At 69.3% G+C, this 18,911-nt stretch carries 12 protein-coding genes and 4 pseudogenes; 11 read left to right on the top strand and 5 right to left on the bottom strand.

Annotation, left to right across the window (positions count from 1 at the left end; translation table 11 throughout):
• Window positions 1-217 precede the first annotated feature (217 nt).
• Together AB0915_RS23645 and AB0915_RS23640 are read left to right on the top strand one after the other, a co-directional pair.
• Window positions 218-1,426: a cytochrome P450 gene (locus tag AB0915_RS23645; RefSeq protein WP_366692971.1), complete on the top strand. Its 1,209-nt coding sequence runs from the start codon at window positions 218-220 to the stop codon at window positions 1,424-1,426.
• A 540-nt stretch (window positions 1,427-1,966) separates the two neighbouring features.
• The gene (locus AB0915_RS23640) at window positions 1,967-2,389 is read left to right on the top strand and encodes a hypothetical protein (protein ID WP_366692970.1); all 423 of its coding nucleotides are present in this window, start codon (window positions 1,967-1,969) and stop codon (window positions 2,387-2,389) included.
• Window positions 2,390-2,605: 216 nt separating this feature from the next.
• Here the strand turns inward: AB0915_RS23640 and AB0915_RS23635 are convergent, their stop codons facing one another.
• Window positions 2,606-2,836 (bottom strand): helix-turn-helix transcriptional regulator, encoded by a 231-nt coding sequence (locus tag AB0915_RS23635; RefSeq protein ID WP_366692969.1) that lies wholly within the window; start codon window positions 2,834-2,836, stop codon window positions 2,606-2,608.
• 569 nt (window positions 2,837-3,405) lie between these two features.
• Here AB0915_RS23635 and AB0915_RS23630 point away from each other — a divergent pair.
• Entirely contained in the window at window positions 3,406-7,155 is a 3,750-nt protein-coding gene (locus AB0915_RS23630) for a S8 family serine peptidase (RefSeq protein ID WP_366692968.1), read from the top strand.
• 88 nt (window positions 7,156-7,243) lie between these two features.
• Here the strand turns inward: AB0915_RS23630 and AB0915_RS23625 are convergent.
• A pseudogene (locus AB0915_RS23625) lies at window positions 7,244-7,613 on the bottom strand (hypothetical protein); the annotation flags it as partial.
• 254 nt (window positions 7,614-7,867) lie between these two features.
• Between AB0915_RS23625 and AB0915_RS23620 the strand changes: the two are divergent.
• From AB0915_RS23620 to AB0915_RS23610, 3 genes are all read left to right on the top strand, one after another.
• Window positions 7,868-9,331 carry a catalase gene (locus tag AB0915_RS23620; protein WP_366692967.1) on the top strand — a complete coding sequence of 488 codons (1,464 nt, stop codon included), beginning with the start codon at window positions 7,868-7,870 and terminating at the stop codon, window positions 9,329-9,331.
• Window positions 9,332-9,386: 55 nt separating this feature from the next.
• Window positions 9,387-9,785, top strand: coding sequence for an ankyrin repeat domain-containing protein (locus tag AB0915_RS23615; protein WP_366692966.1), 399 nt, complete (start codon window positions 9,387-9,389; stop codon window positions 9,783-9,785).
• A gap of 782 nt (window positions 9,786-10,567) precedes the next feature.
• Window positions 10,568-11,038, top strand: a complete 471-nt coding sequence (locus AB0915_RS23610) for an SsgA family sporulation/cell division regulator (protein WP_366692965.1) — start codon at window positions 10,568-10,570, stop codon at window positions 11,036-11,038.
• A gap of 713 nt (window positions 11,039-11,751) precedes the next feature.
• Here the strand turns inward: AB0915_RS23610 and AB0915_RS23605 are convergent.
• A pseudogene (locus AB0915_RS23605) lies at window positions 11,752-11,904 on the bottom strand (PucR family transcriptional regulator); the annotation flags it as partial.
• A 477-nt stretch (window positions 11,905-12,381) separates the two neighbouring features.
• On the opposite strand from AB0915_RS23605, the gene AB0915_RS23600 reads away from it, so the two are divergent.
• The 3 genes and pseudogenes from AB0915_RS23600 to AB0915_RS23590 all read left to right on the top strand — a co-directional run bounded on the left by AB0915_RS23600 (window position 12,382) and on the right by AB0915_RS23590 (window position 13,882).
• Window positions 12,382-12,606 (top strand): zinc ribbon domain-containing protein, encoded by a 225-nt coding sequence (locus AB0915_RS23600; RefSeq protein WP_366692964.1) that lies wholly within the window; start codon window positions 12,382-12,384, stop codon window positions 12,604-12,606.
• 72 nt (window positions 12,607-12,678) lie between these two features.
• A complete protein-coding gene (locus tag AB0915_RS23595) occupies window positions 12,679-12,930 on the top strand; it encodes a hypothetical protein (RefSeq protein WP_366692963.1) in 252 nt (83 codons plus the stop codon).
• A 78-nt stretch (window positions 12,931-13,008) separates the two neighbouring features.
• Window positions 13,009-13,882, top strand: a pseudogene (locus tag AB0915_RS23590) (IS5 family transposase).
• Here the strand turns inward: AB0915_RS23590 and AB0915_RS23585 are convergent.
• Window positions 13,866-14,408: a GNAT family N-acetyltransferase gene (locus AB0915_RS23585; protein ID WP_366692987.1), complete on the bottom strand. Its 543-nt coding sequence runs from the start codon at window positions 14,406-14,408 to the stop codon at window positions 13,866-13,868. The pseudogene AB0915_RS23590 and the gene AB0915_RS23585 overlap by 17 nt on opposite strands.
• Window positions 14,409-14,886: 478 nt before the next feature.
• On the opposite strand from AB0915_RS23585, the gene AB0915_RS23580 reads away from it, so the two are divergent.
• Window positions 14,887-16,431, top strand: coding sequence for an FMN-binding glutamate synthase family protein (locus tag AB0915_RS23580; RefSeq protein WP_366692962.1), 1,545 nt, complete (start codon window positions 14,887-14,889; stop codon window positions 16,429-16,431).
• Between the two features lie 601 nt (window positions 16,432-17,032).
• Window positions 17,033-17,596: an isochorismatase family cysteine hydrolase gene (locus AB0915_RS23575; protein ID WP_366692986.1), complete on the top strand. Its 564-nt coding sequence runs from the start codon at window positions 17,033-17,035 to the stop codon at window positions 17,594-17,596.
• A gap of 147 nt (window positions 17,597-17,743) precedes the next feature.
• Here AB0915_RS23575 and AB0915_RS23570 read toward each other — a convergent pair.
• Window positions 17,744-18,790, bottom strand: a pseudogene (locus AB0915_RS23570) (IS200/IS605 family accessory protein TnpB-related protein); the annotation flags it as partial.
• Window positions 18,791-18,911 lie beyond the last annotated feature (121 nt).

Raw genomic sequence — 18,911 nt, 5'->3', positions numbered from 1 at the left:
GACACGTGTGCGGGGAAGCGCAAAGGACGTAAACCTTTCTCCATGTTCCGCCCGTTCGCTCCGATGGAGGGTGTGCGAGCAGTCGCACGCGCGCCGGGCGCACGTCCTGCCGAACTCAGCGCGTGCCCTGGGTTGTTCGGGAAAACGTTCACACTGGACAGCGAGATGTCTTGTGGTGCTACCTTGCAGCGTGCCCACTTCAGCAACACATGTATCATTGCTGTCCGCTCTCAGGCCCACAAACCAGAACCGTCTCTACGAGTTCTACCGAGACCTTCGAAGCGCCGACGACCTCTACTGGGACCGCCACGTGGACGCCTGGGTCGCGACCAGCCATGCCGTGGTCAGCAGCACGGCGAGTGATCCACGCTTCTCCTCGGTGCGCTATCCGGACATCGAGGCGGTCTCCGAGGAACTTCGGCCACTGGCCCGGGTCCTGAGCCGGCAGATGCTCTACAGCGACGCGCCTGACCATGCCCGGCTGCGCTCCCTGCTCAGCAGGGCCTTCACGCCCCGGACCGTGATGACGCTGCGCGACCGGATCTCCGATGCGGTCGACCAGATCGTCACCCGCGCGGCACCGGCCGGCCGGTTGGACATCGTCGCGGACCTTGCCCGCCCGCTGCCCCTGGCTGTCATCTGTGACCTCCTGGGTGTGCCGGAAGAGGACCGGCCTGCTTTGTCTGCTTGGTCCGATCCGATCGCCGAGGCTATCGGCAGTTCCAGGCTCGACGCCGACGACAGTCGCGCCGCCTCGCAGAGCATGGAACGGATGCTCGCCTATCTCAGGCAACTCCTCACCCGTGAGGACGGGCCGCCCGCGCCCCACACCCTGCGCGCGCTGCTGGCCACCGGGACCGAGAACCTCGACCAGGACTTCGATGAACTCCTTGCCAACTGTGCCCTCCTCCTGATCGCCGGCCATGAGACCACCACCCACTTCATCGGCAACGCCGCCCTCGCTCTGCTGAGCCACCCGCAGGCCGCCGAGCAGCTGCGTAACCGGCCGGAGCTGATCCCTGCCGCTGTCGAGGAACTCCTGCGCTACGACAGCCCGGTGCAGCTGATGTTGCGTCGGGCCCGGCACGACCTGGATCTGGCGGGGCGCTCCATCACCGCCGGGCAGGCGGTGCTCCTTGTGTGCGGCGCCGCCAACCGGGATCCGGCAGTCTTCCCGGACCCTGACGTGCTGGACTTCCAGCGACCCGGTGGGCGGCATGTCGCCTTCGGGTACGGGCCGCACTTCTGCCTCGGCGCAGCGCTGGCCCGGCTGGAGGGCGTCGTCGTGCTGGAGGCGCTGCTGACCCGGCTGCCCGACTGGAAGCTCGACGGCACCTCGCCGCGCTGGCAGCGCAGTCTCAATTTCCGGGGACTGAACAGCTTGGAGGTCGCCTTCACGGCTGCAGCTCCCAGCAGCACGGGCTGACACATATGTGACCGGGCTGCCCGTGTGCGTCCTCACCTTCGCCGAGGACGGCCGCTTCCGGAACCTGAGCGAGACCGGCTTCGACATCGACGTGGACCTCGTGGTGAGCGACCTGGTGACCGCTTTCGCCGTCGGTGATCCGGCCGGCTGTATGTGGCCGACCCGGTCTCCCCGGCCGGTCTCGCCTACCGGGACGGGAGGAGCATGTGGCGGCGTGAGCGGACAGGCGCTCCACGGGCGGGGGACGCGCCGCGCGGCGCCCCGGCCGGCAGGAGCCGGCCTCACCGCTTCGCTGCGACGAGCCACTCCTCGGTGGCGGTGTCCACCAGCAGAGATCCGCGCGTGGACGGCGGAGGGCGCGGTAATGTCCCAGGATCTGCACGTACATGTGCCCGTGTGAAGCCGCGCCCGATCACCCCGTAAGGTGTCTGTTGCGTGTCACGACACGTCGGTGACCAAATGCTTATGCTGAGGGGCATGCTCGGCCGAGGTTCTCCAGCTAGCCTCGACGACATTGACGGCGACAGTCCGAGGACGAACATGCAGCTGCACTTGCACCACCCCCTGGAACCCGACAGCGCGCCTCGGTTCGCAGCTGCCATCGTCGAGGCCGCGGCGGACATCAGTGGTGCCGAGCTGGACTACAGTCCCGCCAGCATCGATCTGGTGGAGGACATCGTCGACGGCTTCCGGACCGACGGTGCCACCAGCGAGGAGATGGCCGACTCACTTGTCGCCTTCGGCTGTTACGTCGGTGAGATCCTGACCCGTTGCGCCGGTGGGACCTGGCGCCACACAGCGGACGCCCTTCCCCTCGTCGTCCAGTTGCCCGACGCGCGGGAGTGCTGTCCCATCGACTGGGTCTTCCGCAGACTCGAAGCCGGTGCCGATGTCAGCATCCGCGAACTGTACACGGCGGCCCTTCCGTCGGGCACGCCCGAGGCGGACGGCTCCCGCGGCTGAGGCGGACGGCTCCCGCGGCTGAGCCCCCGGCCACAGCCGCGTCCGGACGCGCAGGTGTCACGCCACCACACCGGACGACCCCGTGCTGTCCGGCAGCGGTCCACCGGTGCGAGCCCGTGCGGGTGATGGCCCCGATCTTGGCCGGGCGCGGCTCCGGGCCGCTCGCAGACCGGATCGACATGCGCCGACCGGACCGGACGCCGCCGGCCGCGCACGTCAGACGCGGTCGCCCCGCAGGGCTTCGGCCAGTTGCGTCCGCTCGGACACACCGAGCCGGAAGAAGACGCGGTAGAGACGGGTCCCGACGGTCCGGGGCGGGAGACCGAGTTCCTCGCCGATCTGACGGTTGGACAGTCCACGGCCGGCGAGTTCGGCGATCCGCCGTTCCTGCGGACTGAGCAGGTCACCGGCCCCTCGCGGCCGCAACGCGTCCGGGGTACCGCCCATTGCCGGTTTCCCGGGCACCGGTGACTTCGTGTCCGGCTCCCGCGGTCCGCGGTCACGCCCCACGAGCCCGGCCGCTCCCGGCCGCTGCCGGGGGAATGGGGCGACGAGCGGCGGTACGTGGCGATCGGTTCCTCCGGCCACGAGAAGAGTGACCTCGGTCCGAGCATTCATGGGCGACCCCGTTCCAGTACGTCGAACGGTCCCGCCGGATGAATGGGAACGCTCTCTTGCCTGGTGGCCATCCCACCGGACAGGTGTCGGCAGAACCAGGCAGTTCGCAGGCAGCTTCCCCGCCGGGCGGCAGGTCTCAGGAGGGCGTACCGGAATCGTCGCCAGAAGTGGAGCACACGTACCCCGTGACACGTACCCCGTGACACGTACCCCCGCGTTCCGCCCGAAACACTCCGTCCTGCCACGACCGCGCAGGTGACAGCCGTACTGCCGGGAGGATTCCGCGGGCCCAACACATGTGCCGGACCGGGTTTACGACGCCGGACAGCCGAGCAGGTCTCCGGAGCCGTCCGGTGACACAGGAGGTCACCGGACTCTCCCCGAACCCGTGAGGCACTGTGAGAAGACGTCTCAGATACCGCTCCGCTCCGGCCCTGGCGTGTGTCGCTGTCCTCGCCCTGCCGGCTCCGCTCGCCACCGCCGCCGAAGCGCCCGTCGTCCCGTCCGCCACGGCGCCCGCCATGGCGCGGACGACGGCGGACGCTCCGGCCGCACAGCGTGTGCCGCCCGGTACCCACACGATCACGCTGATCACCGGTGACGTCGTCACCACCCGGCAGTCCGCCGGGGCCGGCTCGTCCGGCGGGACGGTCCTGGTCACCGGCCCCGACGGCGGACCGGCCGAGGCCCACGTCACCGAGGCGGGCGGCGACCTGTACGTGTACCCGGACGCCGCCCTGCCCTACGTCGCTCAAGGCACCCTTGACCGGCGGCTGTTCGACATCAGCGGCCTGGTCGCCGCCGGGTACGACGACGCCGGCCGCGACCGGCTGCCGCTGATCGTCTCCTACCGCTCCGGTCCCGCCGGACCGCGGCGGAGCGCGCCGCCGGCCGGCACCACGCGCTTCCGGGACCTCGACAGCCTGCACGGCGCCGCCCTCGCCCAGGACCGCGCGCGGGCCGCCGACTTCTGGGCCGCTGTCACCGGGCCGTCCGGTTCCCGAGCCGCCCCGGGCCGGGAGGAAGGCGTCTTCGGCCAGGGCATCGCCCACATCTGGCTGGACGGGAAGGTGACGGCGGACCTCGCCGACACCACCGCACAGATCGGCGCCCCTGAGGTCTGGGCGGGCGGCGACACCGGCGAAGGCGTCGACGTCGCCGTCCTGGACACGGGGGCGGACACCGGACATCCCGACCTCAAGGACCGGATAGCTGCCGCCAGGAGCTTCGTACCGGACGAGGACGTCGAGGACCGCAACGGGCACGGTACCCATGTCGCCTCGACCGTTGCCGGGACGGGCGCGGCCTCCGGCGGCAAGGAGCGCGGGGTCGCGCCCGGGGCCTCGCTGCACATCGGCAAGGTGCTCACCGACGAGGGCTGGGGCCAGGATTCCTGGATCGTCGCCGGCATGGAGTGGGCTGCCCGCGACCAGCACGCCAAGGTCGTGAACCTGAGCCTGAGCACGTCGACACCGTCCGACGGGACCGATCCGCTGAGCGAGGCGGTGAACCGGCTCAGCGCCGAGACGAGCACCCTGTTCGTGACGGCCGCGGGCAACACCGGGACCCCCGACAGCATCGGCGGTCCCGGTGCCGCGGACGCGGCGCTGACCGTGGGCGCGGTCGACGCGACGGACTCCGTAGCGTACTTCTCCAGTCAGGGGCCGCGCGTGGGCGACGGCGCACTGAAGCCGGAGATCACCGCGCCCGGCGTCGACGTGCTCGCCGCGCGCTCGCGGTACGCGCCCGAGGGTACGGGCGGCTACCAGACGCTCAGCGGCACCTCCATGGCCGCCCCGCACGTCACCGGCGCTGCCGCCCTTCTGGCCCGCGCCCACCCGGAGCTGTCCGGTGGTCAGCTGAAGGACCTGATCACCAGCACTTCCGTACCGACCCCGCGGTACGACGCCTTCCAGGGCGGCAGCGGGCGTCTGGACGCGGCGGCGGCCGTACGGGCGACCATGTTCGCGTCGGCGACGGCATACGCGGGACGGGTCCCGGGAGGCGGTTCGGGCAGCGCGGTCCGGCGTCCGGTGACGTACACCAACACCACGGCCGCGCCGGTCACGCTCACTTTGTCGGTGGCGGCGCCGAACGCCCCCGCCGGGCTGTTCGACCTGTCGGCGGACCGGGTGGTCGTGCCCGCGCACGGCAGCGCAGGTGTCACGGTCACCATTGATGCCGCGCGGGCACCCGGCAACGGTCGCTACAGCGGGCAGATCCTCGCGGCCGACCCCACGGGCCAGCCCGTCGCGCACACCGCCGTCGCACTCGGCGACGTGGCGCACAAGCTGAAGCTGGTACTCAGGGACGCCCACGGCGACCCCATGCCGGGCGTCGTCCAGGTCCTGAAGTCGGGCGAGTACGATCCGATGTTCTTCGTCGTCGACGAGTCGGGCACCGCGGAGGCGTTTCTGCCGGACGAGGTGTACTCGGTGCTGGCCTTCAAGGCCGTCCAGGGCGTTCACGGCCCGCGTTCCCTGGGCATGGCGCTGCTCGGCGACCCCGAGGTGACCCTGGACCGCGACACCACCATCACGCTGGACGCGGCGAAGACACACCGGATCGACATGACGACACCCCGGCGGTCCGAGACCACCTACCAGCGACTGGAGTACAACCGGTCGATGGGAGGAGCGGTCTGGCGCGACTTCCTGGAGACCCAGACCGCATATGACAGCCTGTGGGCGCAGCCCACCACCGCACCGGTGCGGCACGGCGACTTCCACCTGGCCGCGCGGTGGCGCAAGGAGGAGCCCGCCCTCAGCGTCTCCACGGCCTCCACCGACTTCACGGACGTGCTGCGCCAGGCGGCCGTGACCCCGCTGCCCGCCGGCCGCCGGACTTTGAGCGCGGTCGTGGCGGGTGACGGGGCGACCGCCGACTACGCGGGGCTCGACGCGCGCGGCAAGGTGGTCGTCGTCCGCCGCACCGACGAGGTCGGCGACAACGAGCAGGCGCGGGCCGCCGCGGCGGCCGGAGTGCGGCTGCTGCTGGTCGTCAACGACCAGCCGGGGCGGCAGCTCCGCGACTACAGCAGCGACCCGTTCACCCCGGCCTCGCTCGACGTCGCCCTGCTGAGCCCGGACGAGGGAGAGAAGCTGACCGACCAGGTACGGCGCGGCCGGAACACCCTCACGGTCACCTCCGTGCCCGCCAGCCCGTACGTGTACGACCTGATGCAGACCTGGCACAACGAGATCCCCGCCGACATGGTCGTTCGGGGCGGCCCGCGCAATCTGGCCCGGATCGACGTGTCCTTCGACAGCCCGGACCCGACGCGTGGCGGCGGCGAGTACCGCTTCGACTGGCCCTCGTACTCCGACTGGGGCATCGGGACGACGATGCGTGAACCGGTGAACGGTCACCGCACCGACTGGGTCTCCACGACCGGCGACAACCGTTGGGGCCAGGAGGCGTACGTCGACAACCTGCTGTACGAGATCGAGCCCAGACGCGTCTACCGGGCGGGCAGCCGGCAGACGCAGGAGTGGTTCAGGCCGGTCGCACGTCCCTACCTCAACGACAACTACAAGTCGCCGAGCCGGACCGGCGACCGGCTGAGCGCCGACATACCGGGCTGGGGCGGCGGCGACCACGTCGGGATGTCCATGGACTACGAGCGGACCAGCCAGACCCTCACGTTGTTCCAGGCTTCCACCGTCCTCGGCCGGGGCACCACGACCGTCGTCGCGGGTGACGCGCCCTCGGCGGGGTCGCTGCCCTACCGGCTGGTCGTGGAGAACAGTCGGGACGCCACTGTCAGCCCCTACAGCCCCAGCGTTCGCACAGAGTGGTCCTTCACTTCGAAGGCCCCGGCCGCGGACACTCACGCGGTGCTGCCGCTGCTGCAACTCGACTACGCGATCGCGACGGACGGCGTGGGCCGGACGAGCAGGCACACCGGCCTCGCGGTCACCGCGCGGCACCTGCCCGGGGCTACGGACGCGGGCCGCGTCGACCGGCTCACCGTCGAGGTGTCGTACGACGACGGACACCGTTGGCAGCGGCTCCGGGAGCGCGATCGCGGGCGCTTCGTGCTGGACGCGCCGCGCGGTGCCGCTTACGTCTCGCTGCGGGTCGGCGCCGGTGATACGGCGGGCAACACGGTGACACAGACGGTATACCGCGCCGTCGGGCTGCGTTGACGCCCTGTCACCGGGGGGCCGGAGCGGTCGTCGACACCCAGCCCCGCACGCTCGCGATCAGTGCACGGCTGGTCGCGAGCGTGGCCCGGCGCTTCAGCTCCTGCTCGGCATTGCGGACGTTCTTCTCGACGACCTCCTGCTCGGCGCGGACCGCCTCCTCGTCTCGGTGAAGTCGCCGCCGTAAAGGCGCAGTTCGTCGCTGCCGAGTTCGGCGATGCGTTCCATGCCGTCGAGCAGCGCGCGGCCGTGGCTGCCCAGGAGCAGGCAGCCGGTGAAGTCCCCGAGCACGGCATAGAGCTTGTGCCGCGCGTCGAGGCCGAGAGAGACGACTTGGCCGCCGCTGAGCGTGCCGAGGTTGCGGCACAGCGGGGGCACGATGAAGGACAGGTCGTGGAAGACCGGGTGTCGTCGGGCCACGCGAAGGAGAGGTTCGAGCAGACGACGGTGGCGTCGGACATGACATCGGCCGGACGGTGCCGGTCGACCCCACCGTCGTACGGCCCACCAGTACGAGATCGTCGGTACGACTCGACCTCACAGCAGTGGCGTCGGCATCAAGAACACATGTGTCCTCAGGTCACACTTGACGTGGATATGTTCCTATCTAGGATATGTGTCGGCGCAAGTTGCAGGGCGGTCTGCGTGGGCACTCGACCGGCCAGGGATGCCATGCGTTGACACATGCGAGGAACCACTCAGCGAGGAGCGAACTATGCCCGAGAACAACCAGAAGCCGTTGACCACGGCTGCCGGCGCACCGGTTCCCGACAACCAGAACTCCCTGACGGCCGGTCCGCGCGGCCCGATGCTCCTGCAGGACGTGTGGTTCCTGGAGAAGCTCGCCCACTTCGACCGCGAGGTGATTCCGGAGCGCCGGATGCACGCCAAGGGCTCGGGCGCGTTCGGGAACTTCATGGTGACTCACGACATCACGCGGTACACGAGCGCGAAGATCTTCTCCGAGGTCGGCAAGAGGACCGCGATGTTCGCCCGGTTCTCCACGGTCGCGGGTGAGCGTGGCGCGGCCGATGCGGAGCGGGACATCCGCGGCTTCGCCCTGAAGTTCTACACCGACGAGGGTAACTGGGACCTGGTCGGGAACAACACCCCTGTGTTCTTCTTCCGCGACCCGCTGAAGTTCCCCGATCTCAACCACGCGGTGAAGCGCGATCCGCGTACCAACCTCCGCGACCCCGAGAACAACTGGGACTTCTGGACCAACCTCCCCGAATCCCTGCACCAGGTCACCATCGTGATGTCCGACCGAGGCATTCCCGCCTCGTACCGTCACATGCACGGGTTCGGCTCGCACACCTACAGCCTGGTCAACGCCGAGGGCGAGCGGTTCTGGGTCAAGTTCCACCACCGGACCGAGCAGGGCATCAAGAACCTCACCGACGCCGAGGCCCAGGCCCTCATCGGCAGGGACCGCGAGTCGCACCAGCGTGACCTGTTCGACGCGATCGAGAACGGCGACTTCCCGAAGTGGAAGCTGTTCATCCAGGTCATGCCGGAGGCCGACGCGGAGAGCTACCGCTTCCACCCCTTCGACCTCACCAAGGTCTGGTCGAAGAAGGATTACCCGCTGATCGAGGTCGGTGAGTGGGAGCTCAATCGCAACCCCGACAACTACTTCGCGGATGTCGAGCAGGCCGCCTTCACCCCGGCGAACGTGGTGCCGGGCATCGGTTTCTCCCCCGACCGGATGCTGCAGGGCCGGCTCTTCTCCTACGGCGACGCCCAGCGTTACCGCCTCGGCGTTAACCACCACCAGATCCCCGTCAACACCCCGAAGAACCCGGTGAACTCCTACCACCGCGACGGCGGCATACGCGTCGACGGCAATCACGGGGCCACCCCGGGCATCGAGCCCAATTCCTACGGACTCTGGCAGGAGCAGTCCGCCTACCGTGAGCCAGGCCAGGCCGTGGGAGCGGTCGCCGACCGGTTCGACTACCGTGCGGACGACGACAACTACTTCGAGCAGCCCGGTAATCTGTTCCGCCTGATGAGCTCCGAGCAACAGCGGGCTCTCTTCGAGAACACGGCGCGCGCGATCAACGGCGCGTCGCAGCGCACCGTCGAACGGCACATCGCCAACTGCACCCAGGCCGATCCGGCCTACGGCGAAGGCGTCCGCAAGGCGATCGAGGCCCTGGCAGCCGGGGACCTCTGACCCCGGCCCCCCGGAGCGGAACACGCCAGACGCCCAGGGCCTGGAGAATGCACGTATGACCAGCGGTGAGCTGACTCCCGAGCAGACGGAACGCGTCGTGGCCGTCGCCATGGATCTGGCCCGGCTGGGCAGTACCGAGCAACTGGTGGAGTTCATGGAGCACGGGCTCCCGGTGGATGTGAGCGACGCGGCGGGCAACACGCTCCTGATGCTCGCCGCGTATCACGGTCACGCCGACACCGTGCGGGCCCTGGTCCGGCTCGGCTCCGACCCGGATGTGTGCAACGCACGGGACCAGACCCCCATCGCCGGCGCCCTGTTCAAGGGCGCGGACGACGTGGTGGCGGTACTGCGGCAGGCCGGCGCGGAGCTGGACACAGGTACGCCGACGGCACGGGAGACCGCATCGATGTTCGGCCGTGCCCACCTGCTCGCGGATGACGACGCGGACTGACGACGTGGACTGACGGTCCGTGGTTCCCGCAAGCGGTGAGGGCGGCGTCGAGGTAGTCGGTGCGCCCGGTGGCCTGGAGCATCACGACGCCGCCCTGGATGGCGGTGAGGATCCTGCGTACGCGGTCGCGTGCCGTCTCGGGTTCGTCGGGTGTGATGGCCCGCATGCCGCGCCCGAGTGCTTCCTCCCAGTCGTCGAAGAGGGTGGTGAGGACGGTGCAGGCCTGGGAGGACCGAGCTCCTCCCGGCTGAGCCGGGGATACAAACAGAGCGCCTCGTAGCGTACAAGCATGGCCCACTGTGCGCCGACGTGTGCCGGACCGTCGTGTCGGAAAGCTCCGGGCGGCTGGCGGCGACGGTGGTCCGCACGGGATCGGCGGGCCAGGACGCCGAGCCGGTGTTCCCTCCGACGGTGCAACCACTCAGCGCGGCCACGGCGCTGACGACGAGGGCGGTGCCGTACCGGGTCGACGGACGGGACGAGCGGGTGGGGCGCAGGCGCCGTGTTCGGGGGTACGTGTGCCATTCATACCTGGACAACGGCCTGGACCCCGTCGCGGGTTGCCTCCGGACATGACCGGTTCGCCGCCCGGTCCGAACGGACCTGCAGCGCCAGTCAAATGACGTACCGGTGGGCGGGGGCGCCGGGCGTGGAGGCGGTTGGTGCGGGGGAGTTGGGTGGCGGTGACGTATGCGGTGTCAGGGTCAGGTGACGGATGTCGTGGGGTGTGCTGGTGGGGGAGAGTCGGGGTGAGGTTCTCGACCACGAAAGGGATTTCCGTCATGAACGGCGAACAGGCCGGTGTCCGGGCAGGTCAGGCGGTGTCGGGGGAGTTGCCGGTTCTTTGTCTGGACGTCCGGCGGGTGCTGGACGGTGTGCCGGTGCATCCCATTCGGGCCGAGTTCCGGTTCGATGCGGTGTCGCCGATGGTGGTGTCGGTGACGTTCACTCCTTGGCGTGGCCGGGGTGTGACGTGGCGTATCGGTCGCGAGTTGTTGTATCGGGGGTTGTACGAGGAGAGCGGGGAGGGTGACGTGCAGGCGTGGCCGGTGCAGGGTGAGGAGGGGGAGGTGGCCTGGCTGCTGTTGGAGTCGAGGGAGAGCAGCGCGGTGTTCGAGCTGCCTGTCGCGGAGGTCGGGGAGTGGCTGGAGGCCACGTACAAGATCGTGTCGGCGGAGGCGGAGGCGGACGCCCTGGACTGGGGCGCCTTCCTCGGCGAATTGCTGGACGACCGCGAACGGTCCGACGACTGACCCACTGTCCCGCGGTCACTTGACCGATGTGTGTGCCGGACGCCGGCGGGCCAGTGTGAACGATTCGTACGGCGCTGTCGTGCGTCGTGTTTCCGCACGGAGGTATTCATGACCACGTTCGGCAGGAGACGGGGGTCGGCTCGCGGCCCGCACGTGGAACCGCCGCCCCTTCCACGGCGCCCGTTCCTGGGCGACCGCGCGCAGGCCGGCCCTGACCGTGGTGCGGGACCACGGCGCTCACGACAGCCCGGTCGCCCTGCGGACGTTGGTGAAGTCGCCGATGCCCGGTGATGTGCGCGGCGCGCTGGTCACCGCGGTGGGCCGCTTCCCGGCGCCGGCTCCAGGTCGTCCGGGCGCCGCTCACCTCGCCCACCCGTATACCGCCGGGCGAGATCCTGCTGTCCTGGGTTCCGGCCGGCGAAGGCCGGATGGACGTCACGGCCCACCCAGGGCTTGCGGGTGAGCAGGTGCTGCTCGCCACCTGGCCGGGGCTGAACGGCGACTGGTCGGACATCGTCCGCCCCACCGTCGCCGAGGTGCGCGAGCTGCATGCCGCGCTGCGTCTGGCCACGGTCGTGCTGGGCCGCCTGAGCGACACCTCACCTGAAGGGACCGAAGGGACCGGAAAACCGGATCGCTTTCCCGGAGTGCGAGTCGAGGATGGATGCGACTTGCCTGCTGCGTTGTTGGGGGTGGGGAAGGCGGCGGGGCATCCGCAGTCCGATGCCGGCCTCCGCGGCCCGCTCCCCGAGCGAACCCAGGGCTTCGCGCTCCTCCCGGGTGAGCCTGCGGCGGGTCGCGCACACACCCGCCAGGATCTCGGCGTACCCCTCCAGGTACTCCTCGGCCGGCTCTCTCTCCGTCACGGTCCCTCCCCGATTCCTGACGCGTCGCTGACGAGTTCTTGACGCGCGGGGACCAAGAGTGGCGCGCCGTCCGTCAGGGTTCGCGCCCGGCATCAAGACGACGTCAAAGACTGCCTGGCAGCGGCAATGCCTTGGGCCGTGGTCCTGCTTCAGGATGGCCCCACCGGAGGCATGGGCGTGGGCCTGATGCTGGAAGACGGAAACCGCGACGGGACAGGGGGAGCGATGGGGCGGCCACGATGATCACACAGGCCGTCGGCGAGCTGAGTCTCACCGGCACCGGCCGCATCCGCACCGAGCGCACCTGTATGCCCCGGGACGTAGTCGCTGGCGGTGACCAGGTGCTGCCCCGGCTCTCGCGGCGCGACGGACCCGCGCCACCCGCGCGCACGTCCCACCGGACGGCATGCGTCGCGGCCCGACGGTGCAGCCGCGCCCGCGCACCGCCAGAACTAACGCAGGAAGAGGGGAACCAGCATGGCCAAGTCTGTACACGCGGCGATCGGAGAGCACCCGATCCACTGCCTGATGTGCGACAACGACACGTTCCGCAAGCGGGAGGTCAAGCTGAACAGCACGGGGATGGAGCTCTTCGACCTGGCCTGGGCGAACGAGTCGGCGACCGGCCTGATCTGCCAGTCGTGCGGCTACGTCCACCTGTTCGTCAACCGTGACCTCCGGTTCAACCAGGCCCGTGGGTGATGTGGGCGGACAACGGAATGACCTCAAGGGCACGAACGCGCTCGCTCGCGTTCCGCCAGGTGAGGGGCCCCCGTGGTTCCGGGCGCAGTACTCCTGCCCCCGGGAGGGACCCTGGAGCTGCGGAGCGTTGCGCAGGACCCCGCCGCTGCGGTCGCCTGGATCGAGGAACGGCCGGTCTGGCCGACCAGCCCACTGACCGCCCTCTCCGAGGACGACGCGGAGGAGTCCTTCCGGCAGTACGTGACGGACCTCGTCCCGCCCGGCGTCGCACTCGACGCCCCAGCCACACCTGGCTGTCGGGAGGATTCCTCACCCGACAGGTAACGCTCCAGGCCCTTGACGTGCCGCTTCCCGGCCAAACGCAACGGTGTTGAGATCTTGGTCGTGGGATGATCTTGGTTCGTGGCAGTTGGAGATCTGACGGACGAGCAATGGGCGGTGCTGGAGCCGTTGTTGCCGAGGGGCAAGAAGCCCGGCGCCCGCTGACGTGGGCCCGGCGACAGCTGATCGACGGCATACGGTTCCGGGTCCGCACCGGTGTCCATTTGGCGGGACATGCCCGCCGAGTACGGAACCTGGGGTCGGGTGTACGACCTGTTCCGTCGATGGCAGCGGGACGGCACCTGGCATCGGATCTTCACCGCGTTGCAGGCCCGGGCGGATGCCAAGGAGCTGATCACCTGGGACCTCAACGTAGACTCCACGATCGTGCGCGCCCACCAGCACGCCGCCGGTGCGCGTAAAAAGGGGAGTTCCAACCGGAACCGCCTGGCGGTGTCGCCTGCGAGCCGGACGACCACGGCCAGGACGCTCCCGCGGCGGTCTTACCACCAAGCTGCACCTGGCCGTCGAACAGAGGCAGAAGCCCATGTCCATCGTGATCACGGCCGGGCAGCGCGGGGATTCTCCGCAGTTCGACGTCGTGCTGGGCCGCATCCGGGTGCCCCGACTGGGGTGCGGCAGGCCCCGCGTGCGCCCGCGACGGGTACGGGCGGACAAGGCGTACGCGTCCCGCAAGAACCGCGCCTACCTGCGGCGTCGCGGTATCCGCTGCACCATTCCGGACAAGGCCGACCAGGTCCGCAACCGCAAGAAGCGCGGGTCCAGCGGTGGCCGGCCACCGAAGTTCGACCCAGAGGACTACAAGGCCCGGCACGCGGTCGAGTGCGGCATCAATCGCCTCAAGAGACATCGAGCCGTGGCCACCAGGTACGACAAACTCGCGGTCCGCTCCGAGGCTACCGTCCTCGTTGCCGCCATCAACGAGTGGTTGTGACGTACTGGTCCGACAACAACTCGAACACCCGTACTCGCCGACCGCAGGTGGGATTGACGGTCTCACGGACCGGATGCATCCCCAGTTTGGCCGTGATCCGTTCGGAGGCGTCGTTGCCCACTTGAGTGATGCTGACGATCCGCTCCAGCCCTCGTTCTTCGAACCCGAACCGTACAGCGGCCGCAGCGGCCTCGGTGGCCAAGCCCTGCCCCCAGTGGGAACGTCCCAGCCGCCAGCCGGCCTCAACCGCCGGCAGTACCTCCGGCAAGAAGTCGGGCACCGAAAGGCCGGTGAACCCGGCCAGCTCGCCAGTGGACCGGATCTCCACGGCGAACAGGCCGAAGCCCTGTGACTCCCACTCGCTCTCCCATGCCTGGACCCCGCCGCGAGTCTGCTGTTCGTCACGGACGCTGCCGTCACGGATCCACCGCATGACCTCGGGGTCGGCATTGACGGCAGCCATGGGCGCAACGTCTTCCTCGCGCCAGCGACGCAGGATCAAACGGGGAGTCTCAAGCGTGACCATCCAATCATTCTGGATCACAAATGGGCTCTCCGCCATCCTCACCAGGCACTTTCGATACATGTCCTAGGCGCCGTTGCGGACCTTCTTGACGAGCTTGGCCAGCTCCAGGCTCCGGCATTGGGGACGCACCCGCCGACTGCCTTCGTCACACGGAGAGTTGTCGCGAACGGGGCTTCGCAGCCGGTCTTCGGACCAGGATGCGCGTGAGCTCGTTCGATGCGTCGGTGTAGGCGTACTTCCCAGTCGGCGCAGGCGCCGGCTCGACACGTTATCGACAAGGCATCCCCCAGGGGATGCCAGCAGCGCGGCCGGACTCACACACCCTGCCCCGTCCGCCCATCCGCGAGACGTCTAACATCATGTGGCGTTTCGTCGTCGGACGCCGATGCCCGCCTGGCCGTGTCCGCCGCCCAACGCCCACGACGTCCGCCGCACAGCGATGGAGTCGGGTATCGAGCAGCCGAGGAGAGGAACGTTCATGCGCGCTCGGAGCATCGGCGCGGCCGCCGCAACAGCATTGGCGCTGGTGGCTGCCCGAGACCTCGTCCAGAAGAAGCACGCACTGCTCCGGAACTTCCCGGTGATCGGGCACGCCCGGTACCTGTTGGAGACGATCGGGCCGGAACTGCGCCAGTACGTCGTGACGTCCAACGAGGAGGAGCGCCCGTTCAGTCGTGACCAGCGCACCTGGATCTATGCGTCGGCGAAGGAAGAGAACAACTACTTCGGGTTCGGAACCGACGTAGACGTCGAGCACGTGCAGGGGCACGCGTACGTGAAGCAGCGGACGTTCGCCGGCACGCTGCCCGATCTGCACGACCCGCAGGCCCCGCTGCCCTCGGCCAAGGTGCTGGGCGGCCCGCGCGGGCGCGCCAAGGCGTTCCGGCCGGCGAGCGTGGTGAACATCTCGGCGATGAGCTTCGGATCGCTGTCCGGCGCGGCCATCACGGCGCTCAACAAAGGCGCGGCGCTGGCCGGCGCGATGCAGAACACGGGCGAGGGCGGCCTCTCGCCGTACCACCGCAACGGCGGCGACCTCGTCCTCCAGATCGGGACGTCGTACTTCGGTTGCCGCAACGAGGACGGCACCTTCAACCTCGACAAGCTCAAGGACGTGGTCGCAGGCGCCCCGGTCAAGGCGATAGAGATCAAGCTCTCCCAGGGCGCCAAGCCGGGGCTCGGTGGGATGCTGCCGGGCGCGAAGGTGACCCCCGAGATCGCCAAGATCCGCGGCATCCCGGCCGGCAAGGACTGCGCCTCCCCCTCTCGGCACACCGCGTTCCACGACGTCGACTCGATGCTCGACTTCGTGGAGCTGCTCGCCACCGAGACCGGTCTGCCGGTCGGGATCAAGAGCGCGGTGGGGGAGATGAGCTTCTGGCAGGAGCTGGCCACGCTGATGGCGCGTGGTGATCGTGGGGTCGACTTCGTGACCATCGACGGAGGCGAGGGCGGCACCGGGGCGGCGCCGCTGATCTTCACCGACTCGGTGTCGCTGCCGTTCCGGATGGGCTTCTCTCGCGTCTACAGCACGTTCGCCGAGCTGGGGCTGACCGACGACCTCACCTTCATCGGCTCCGGCAAGCTCGGCCTGCCCGAGAACGCCGTCGTCGCCTTCGCCCTGGGTGTCGACATGATCAACGTGGCCCGTGAGGCGATGCTGTCCATCGGCTGCATCCAGGCGCAGAAATGCCACACCGACACATGCCCCACCGGCATCGCCACCCAGAACCCGTGGCTGGTGCGCGGTGTCGACGCGCCCTCGAAGGCCACCCGGGCCGCTGTCTACCTGCGCACCCTGCGTAAGGAGCTGCTGAAGGTCTCGGGAGCTGTCGGCGTCGCCCACCCGGCACTCATCACCACCACCGACATCGAGATCATGAACGGCGACTACGACGCCCGCACCCTGGCCGGCGTCTACGGCTACAAGGACGGCTGGGGCGAACTCGGCCCGGAGATCGCCCAGGAGATCACGGCACTGCTCACCACCAAACCGACCCCTCCCGAGAAGCCTGTCGGCTGACGTGTGACGAGTTGCCGGTGCCTGATCTGCGAGGTCGGGCGGGGTCGATCCCGGATACCTGTGGAACACCAACGCCACGGCCTGGCGGGACACCACCAGGCAAATCCGCCACCAGGTCCGGGGGCACGTGGGCCGGGTGAAGACGTATCACCGGGTGGTGAACCGAGGCCCGGCCGACGAACCCGTCCTGTTCTGACGCGGGGCGCTCGGCATCGCCACCCAGCAACTCCCGTCGTGATTCTGGGAGTGAGGGGTGACCCGCCCTCACCGAGGGCGGCGCGGGCTTCCTTCAGCTGGCCAAAGTGCCTTGCACAAGGGCCGCCCGGGAAACGGGGCGGCTTTTGTGCTTTCCGGGCCCGGTCAGCAGCAGGCGGCGGGGCTGTGAGGCATGCGACTACCGGCGCCAGACCGAGGCCCTGGTCGGCGAGGCCGGCCTGAGTACCTGTTTGTGATCCTCGGTTCTGGGTGGCTTGGAGCTCCTACGCTGTCGCGGTGTCCGTGGGCACTGCGGCGCGATGCTGATGAGGATCTCCGAAACCTCCACCGCGGCTCGGTTGATCCCTCAGACTTGTTCTTGTTTCTCAGTGACGAAGGGACGGCAATGGCGAAAAGTGCACTCCTCGTGATGGACGTCCAACGGGACATCGTTGACGTCGCCGACGACGGCTCCGGATACCTGCCACGCCTGCGCAGGGCGATCGACGGGGCCCGGGCGGCGAACATCCCCGTGATCTATGTGGTTATCGCGTTGCGGCCCGGATTTCCGGAAGTCGGCACGCGAAACAGGGCTCTCACCGCCATCGCGCGGGCCGGCTTATATGTCGAGGGCGACCCGGGCACCGAGATCCACCCCGAGGTCGCGCCCCGGCCGGGCGACGTGATGGTCTCCAAGAGACGGGCGAGCGCGTTCTCGGGCAGCGATCTCGACGTGGTGCTGAGGGCACGCGGTATCGACAGCCTCGTGCTCACCGGCATCGCCACCAGCGCTGTGGTGCTGTACACCCTGTGCCAGGCGAACGACCTGGACTTCGGCCTCACCGTCCTCTCCGACGGCTGTCTGGACACCGACCCAGAGGTGCACCGGGTCCTCATCGAGCGACTCTTCCCGCAGTGGGCGGATGTCGTCACCGTCGACGACTGGCTCAATGCGATCGCACCCCGATAGCGGCAGACCGTTCCTATCCAGTGCGCATGAGTGAGTCCTGGACCCACTGCTGTGTACTGGGCGCATCCCGAACGGTGTTGGATGCGCTGGGTTCCCGCTTTCGCGTCCCGTTCGGTGACGGCTCTCCAGGGGCCGGTCCGTTGTGGGCGGGCGGGTTCCCTCACGTCCCCGGGTGCTCGGTGGGGCCTGGGCGGTCCGATGCCCCGCACGATCTCTCCGGTCGTGTGGGGGCGGTGCCGTCCGACGCCGGACCGGGTGTCCGAGAGCGCGTCGTCCGATCGCGATGCCGGCGGCATCGTGACGGGACATGGTGCGGTGGGAGGTGACCAGCGGCTTCTGCCAGTGCTGGGCACCCCACTGGGAGGTGTAGGCGGGGTCGACCGCGACGATCGCGAGGCCGTGTTCGGCGGCCATGGAGACGAGGCGGGCCTTGAGCCTGCCGGTCGGGATGCCGGAGATGAGCTGCCGGAATCGCTTCTTGCGGCCGTGCTTCTCCCGGGTCTTCTCGGTGGTGAAGTCGAGGTCTTCGATGCCGATCGCGGCGACCCCGGCCTGCCTGGCCCAGTGGATCAGCCGGGTCAGGGCGTGGCGGATCTGTGCGTCGCGGTGACCGGCGGTGCCGGACAGGTCGTAGGGGAAGCGGTGCGGGTCGCCGATGGGGTTGCCGTGCCGGTCGAGGCGGTAGGCGGCGAAGTGGTCGGCGTTGGTGTCGACGCCGATCATGCCCCGGGCACGGGCGGTCTCCAACGGGATGGTCTGGATGACGGGGCGTTGCCAGGATGCGGTGAGGTACCAGCGGCCGCGGTCCACGTCGAGGTGGATGCGGTAGGCGACGGCCCGGTTCGCTTCGATGCGGTCGGCCCACTCCTGGCCCCGGTGCACGAAGCCGATACGGGTGGTGAGGGTGTACCGGCCGTGCTTGGCATTGGCCAGGTGGGCGAGCGGGGCAGGCAGTCTGATGCTGACCTCGCCGTCCGGGGTGACGCGGACCGTCTCGTTCCCGAACCGCTTCCCCGACTCACCATCAGCGGCGATGAACCAGCGTTCCGCGTCCCAGCGTTCCCGCCACTGGTCTTCGGTGAGCCGGGCCCGGGTGAGGTGGTGGCGGGTGTTGAGGAGACGCTTGCCGCCCCGCACCACACGAACCCGCCCGGCCTGCCGGTCACGGACCACGGCCGCATGCCGTACCTCCAATGCGGCGAGGCGGCGGGACTTGTGGAGGCGTTGTCAACTTGTCAGGCGAGGTGTCGGGTGAGGGTGTGTCAGGGCGTGGTGGGGCCGGGTTTCGGCTCGGTGTTCAGGGTGCGGCGGGCAG

This window comes from Streptomyces sp. NPDC048411, assembly GCF_040704695.1.
In the GTDB taxonomy this organism is placed as follows: domain Bacteria; phylum Actinomycetota; class Actinomycetes; order Streptomycetales; family Streptomycetaceae; genus Streptomyces.
Note: the sequence above shows the minus strand (reverse complement) of the source record. Positions and strands in the feature narration are given on the sequence as shown.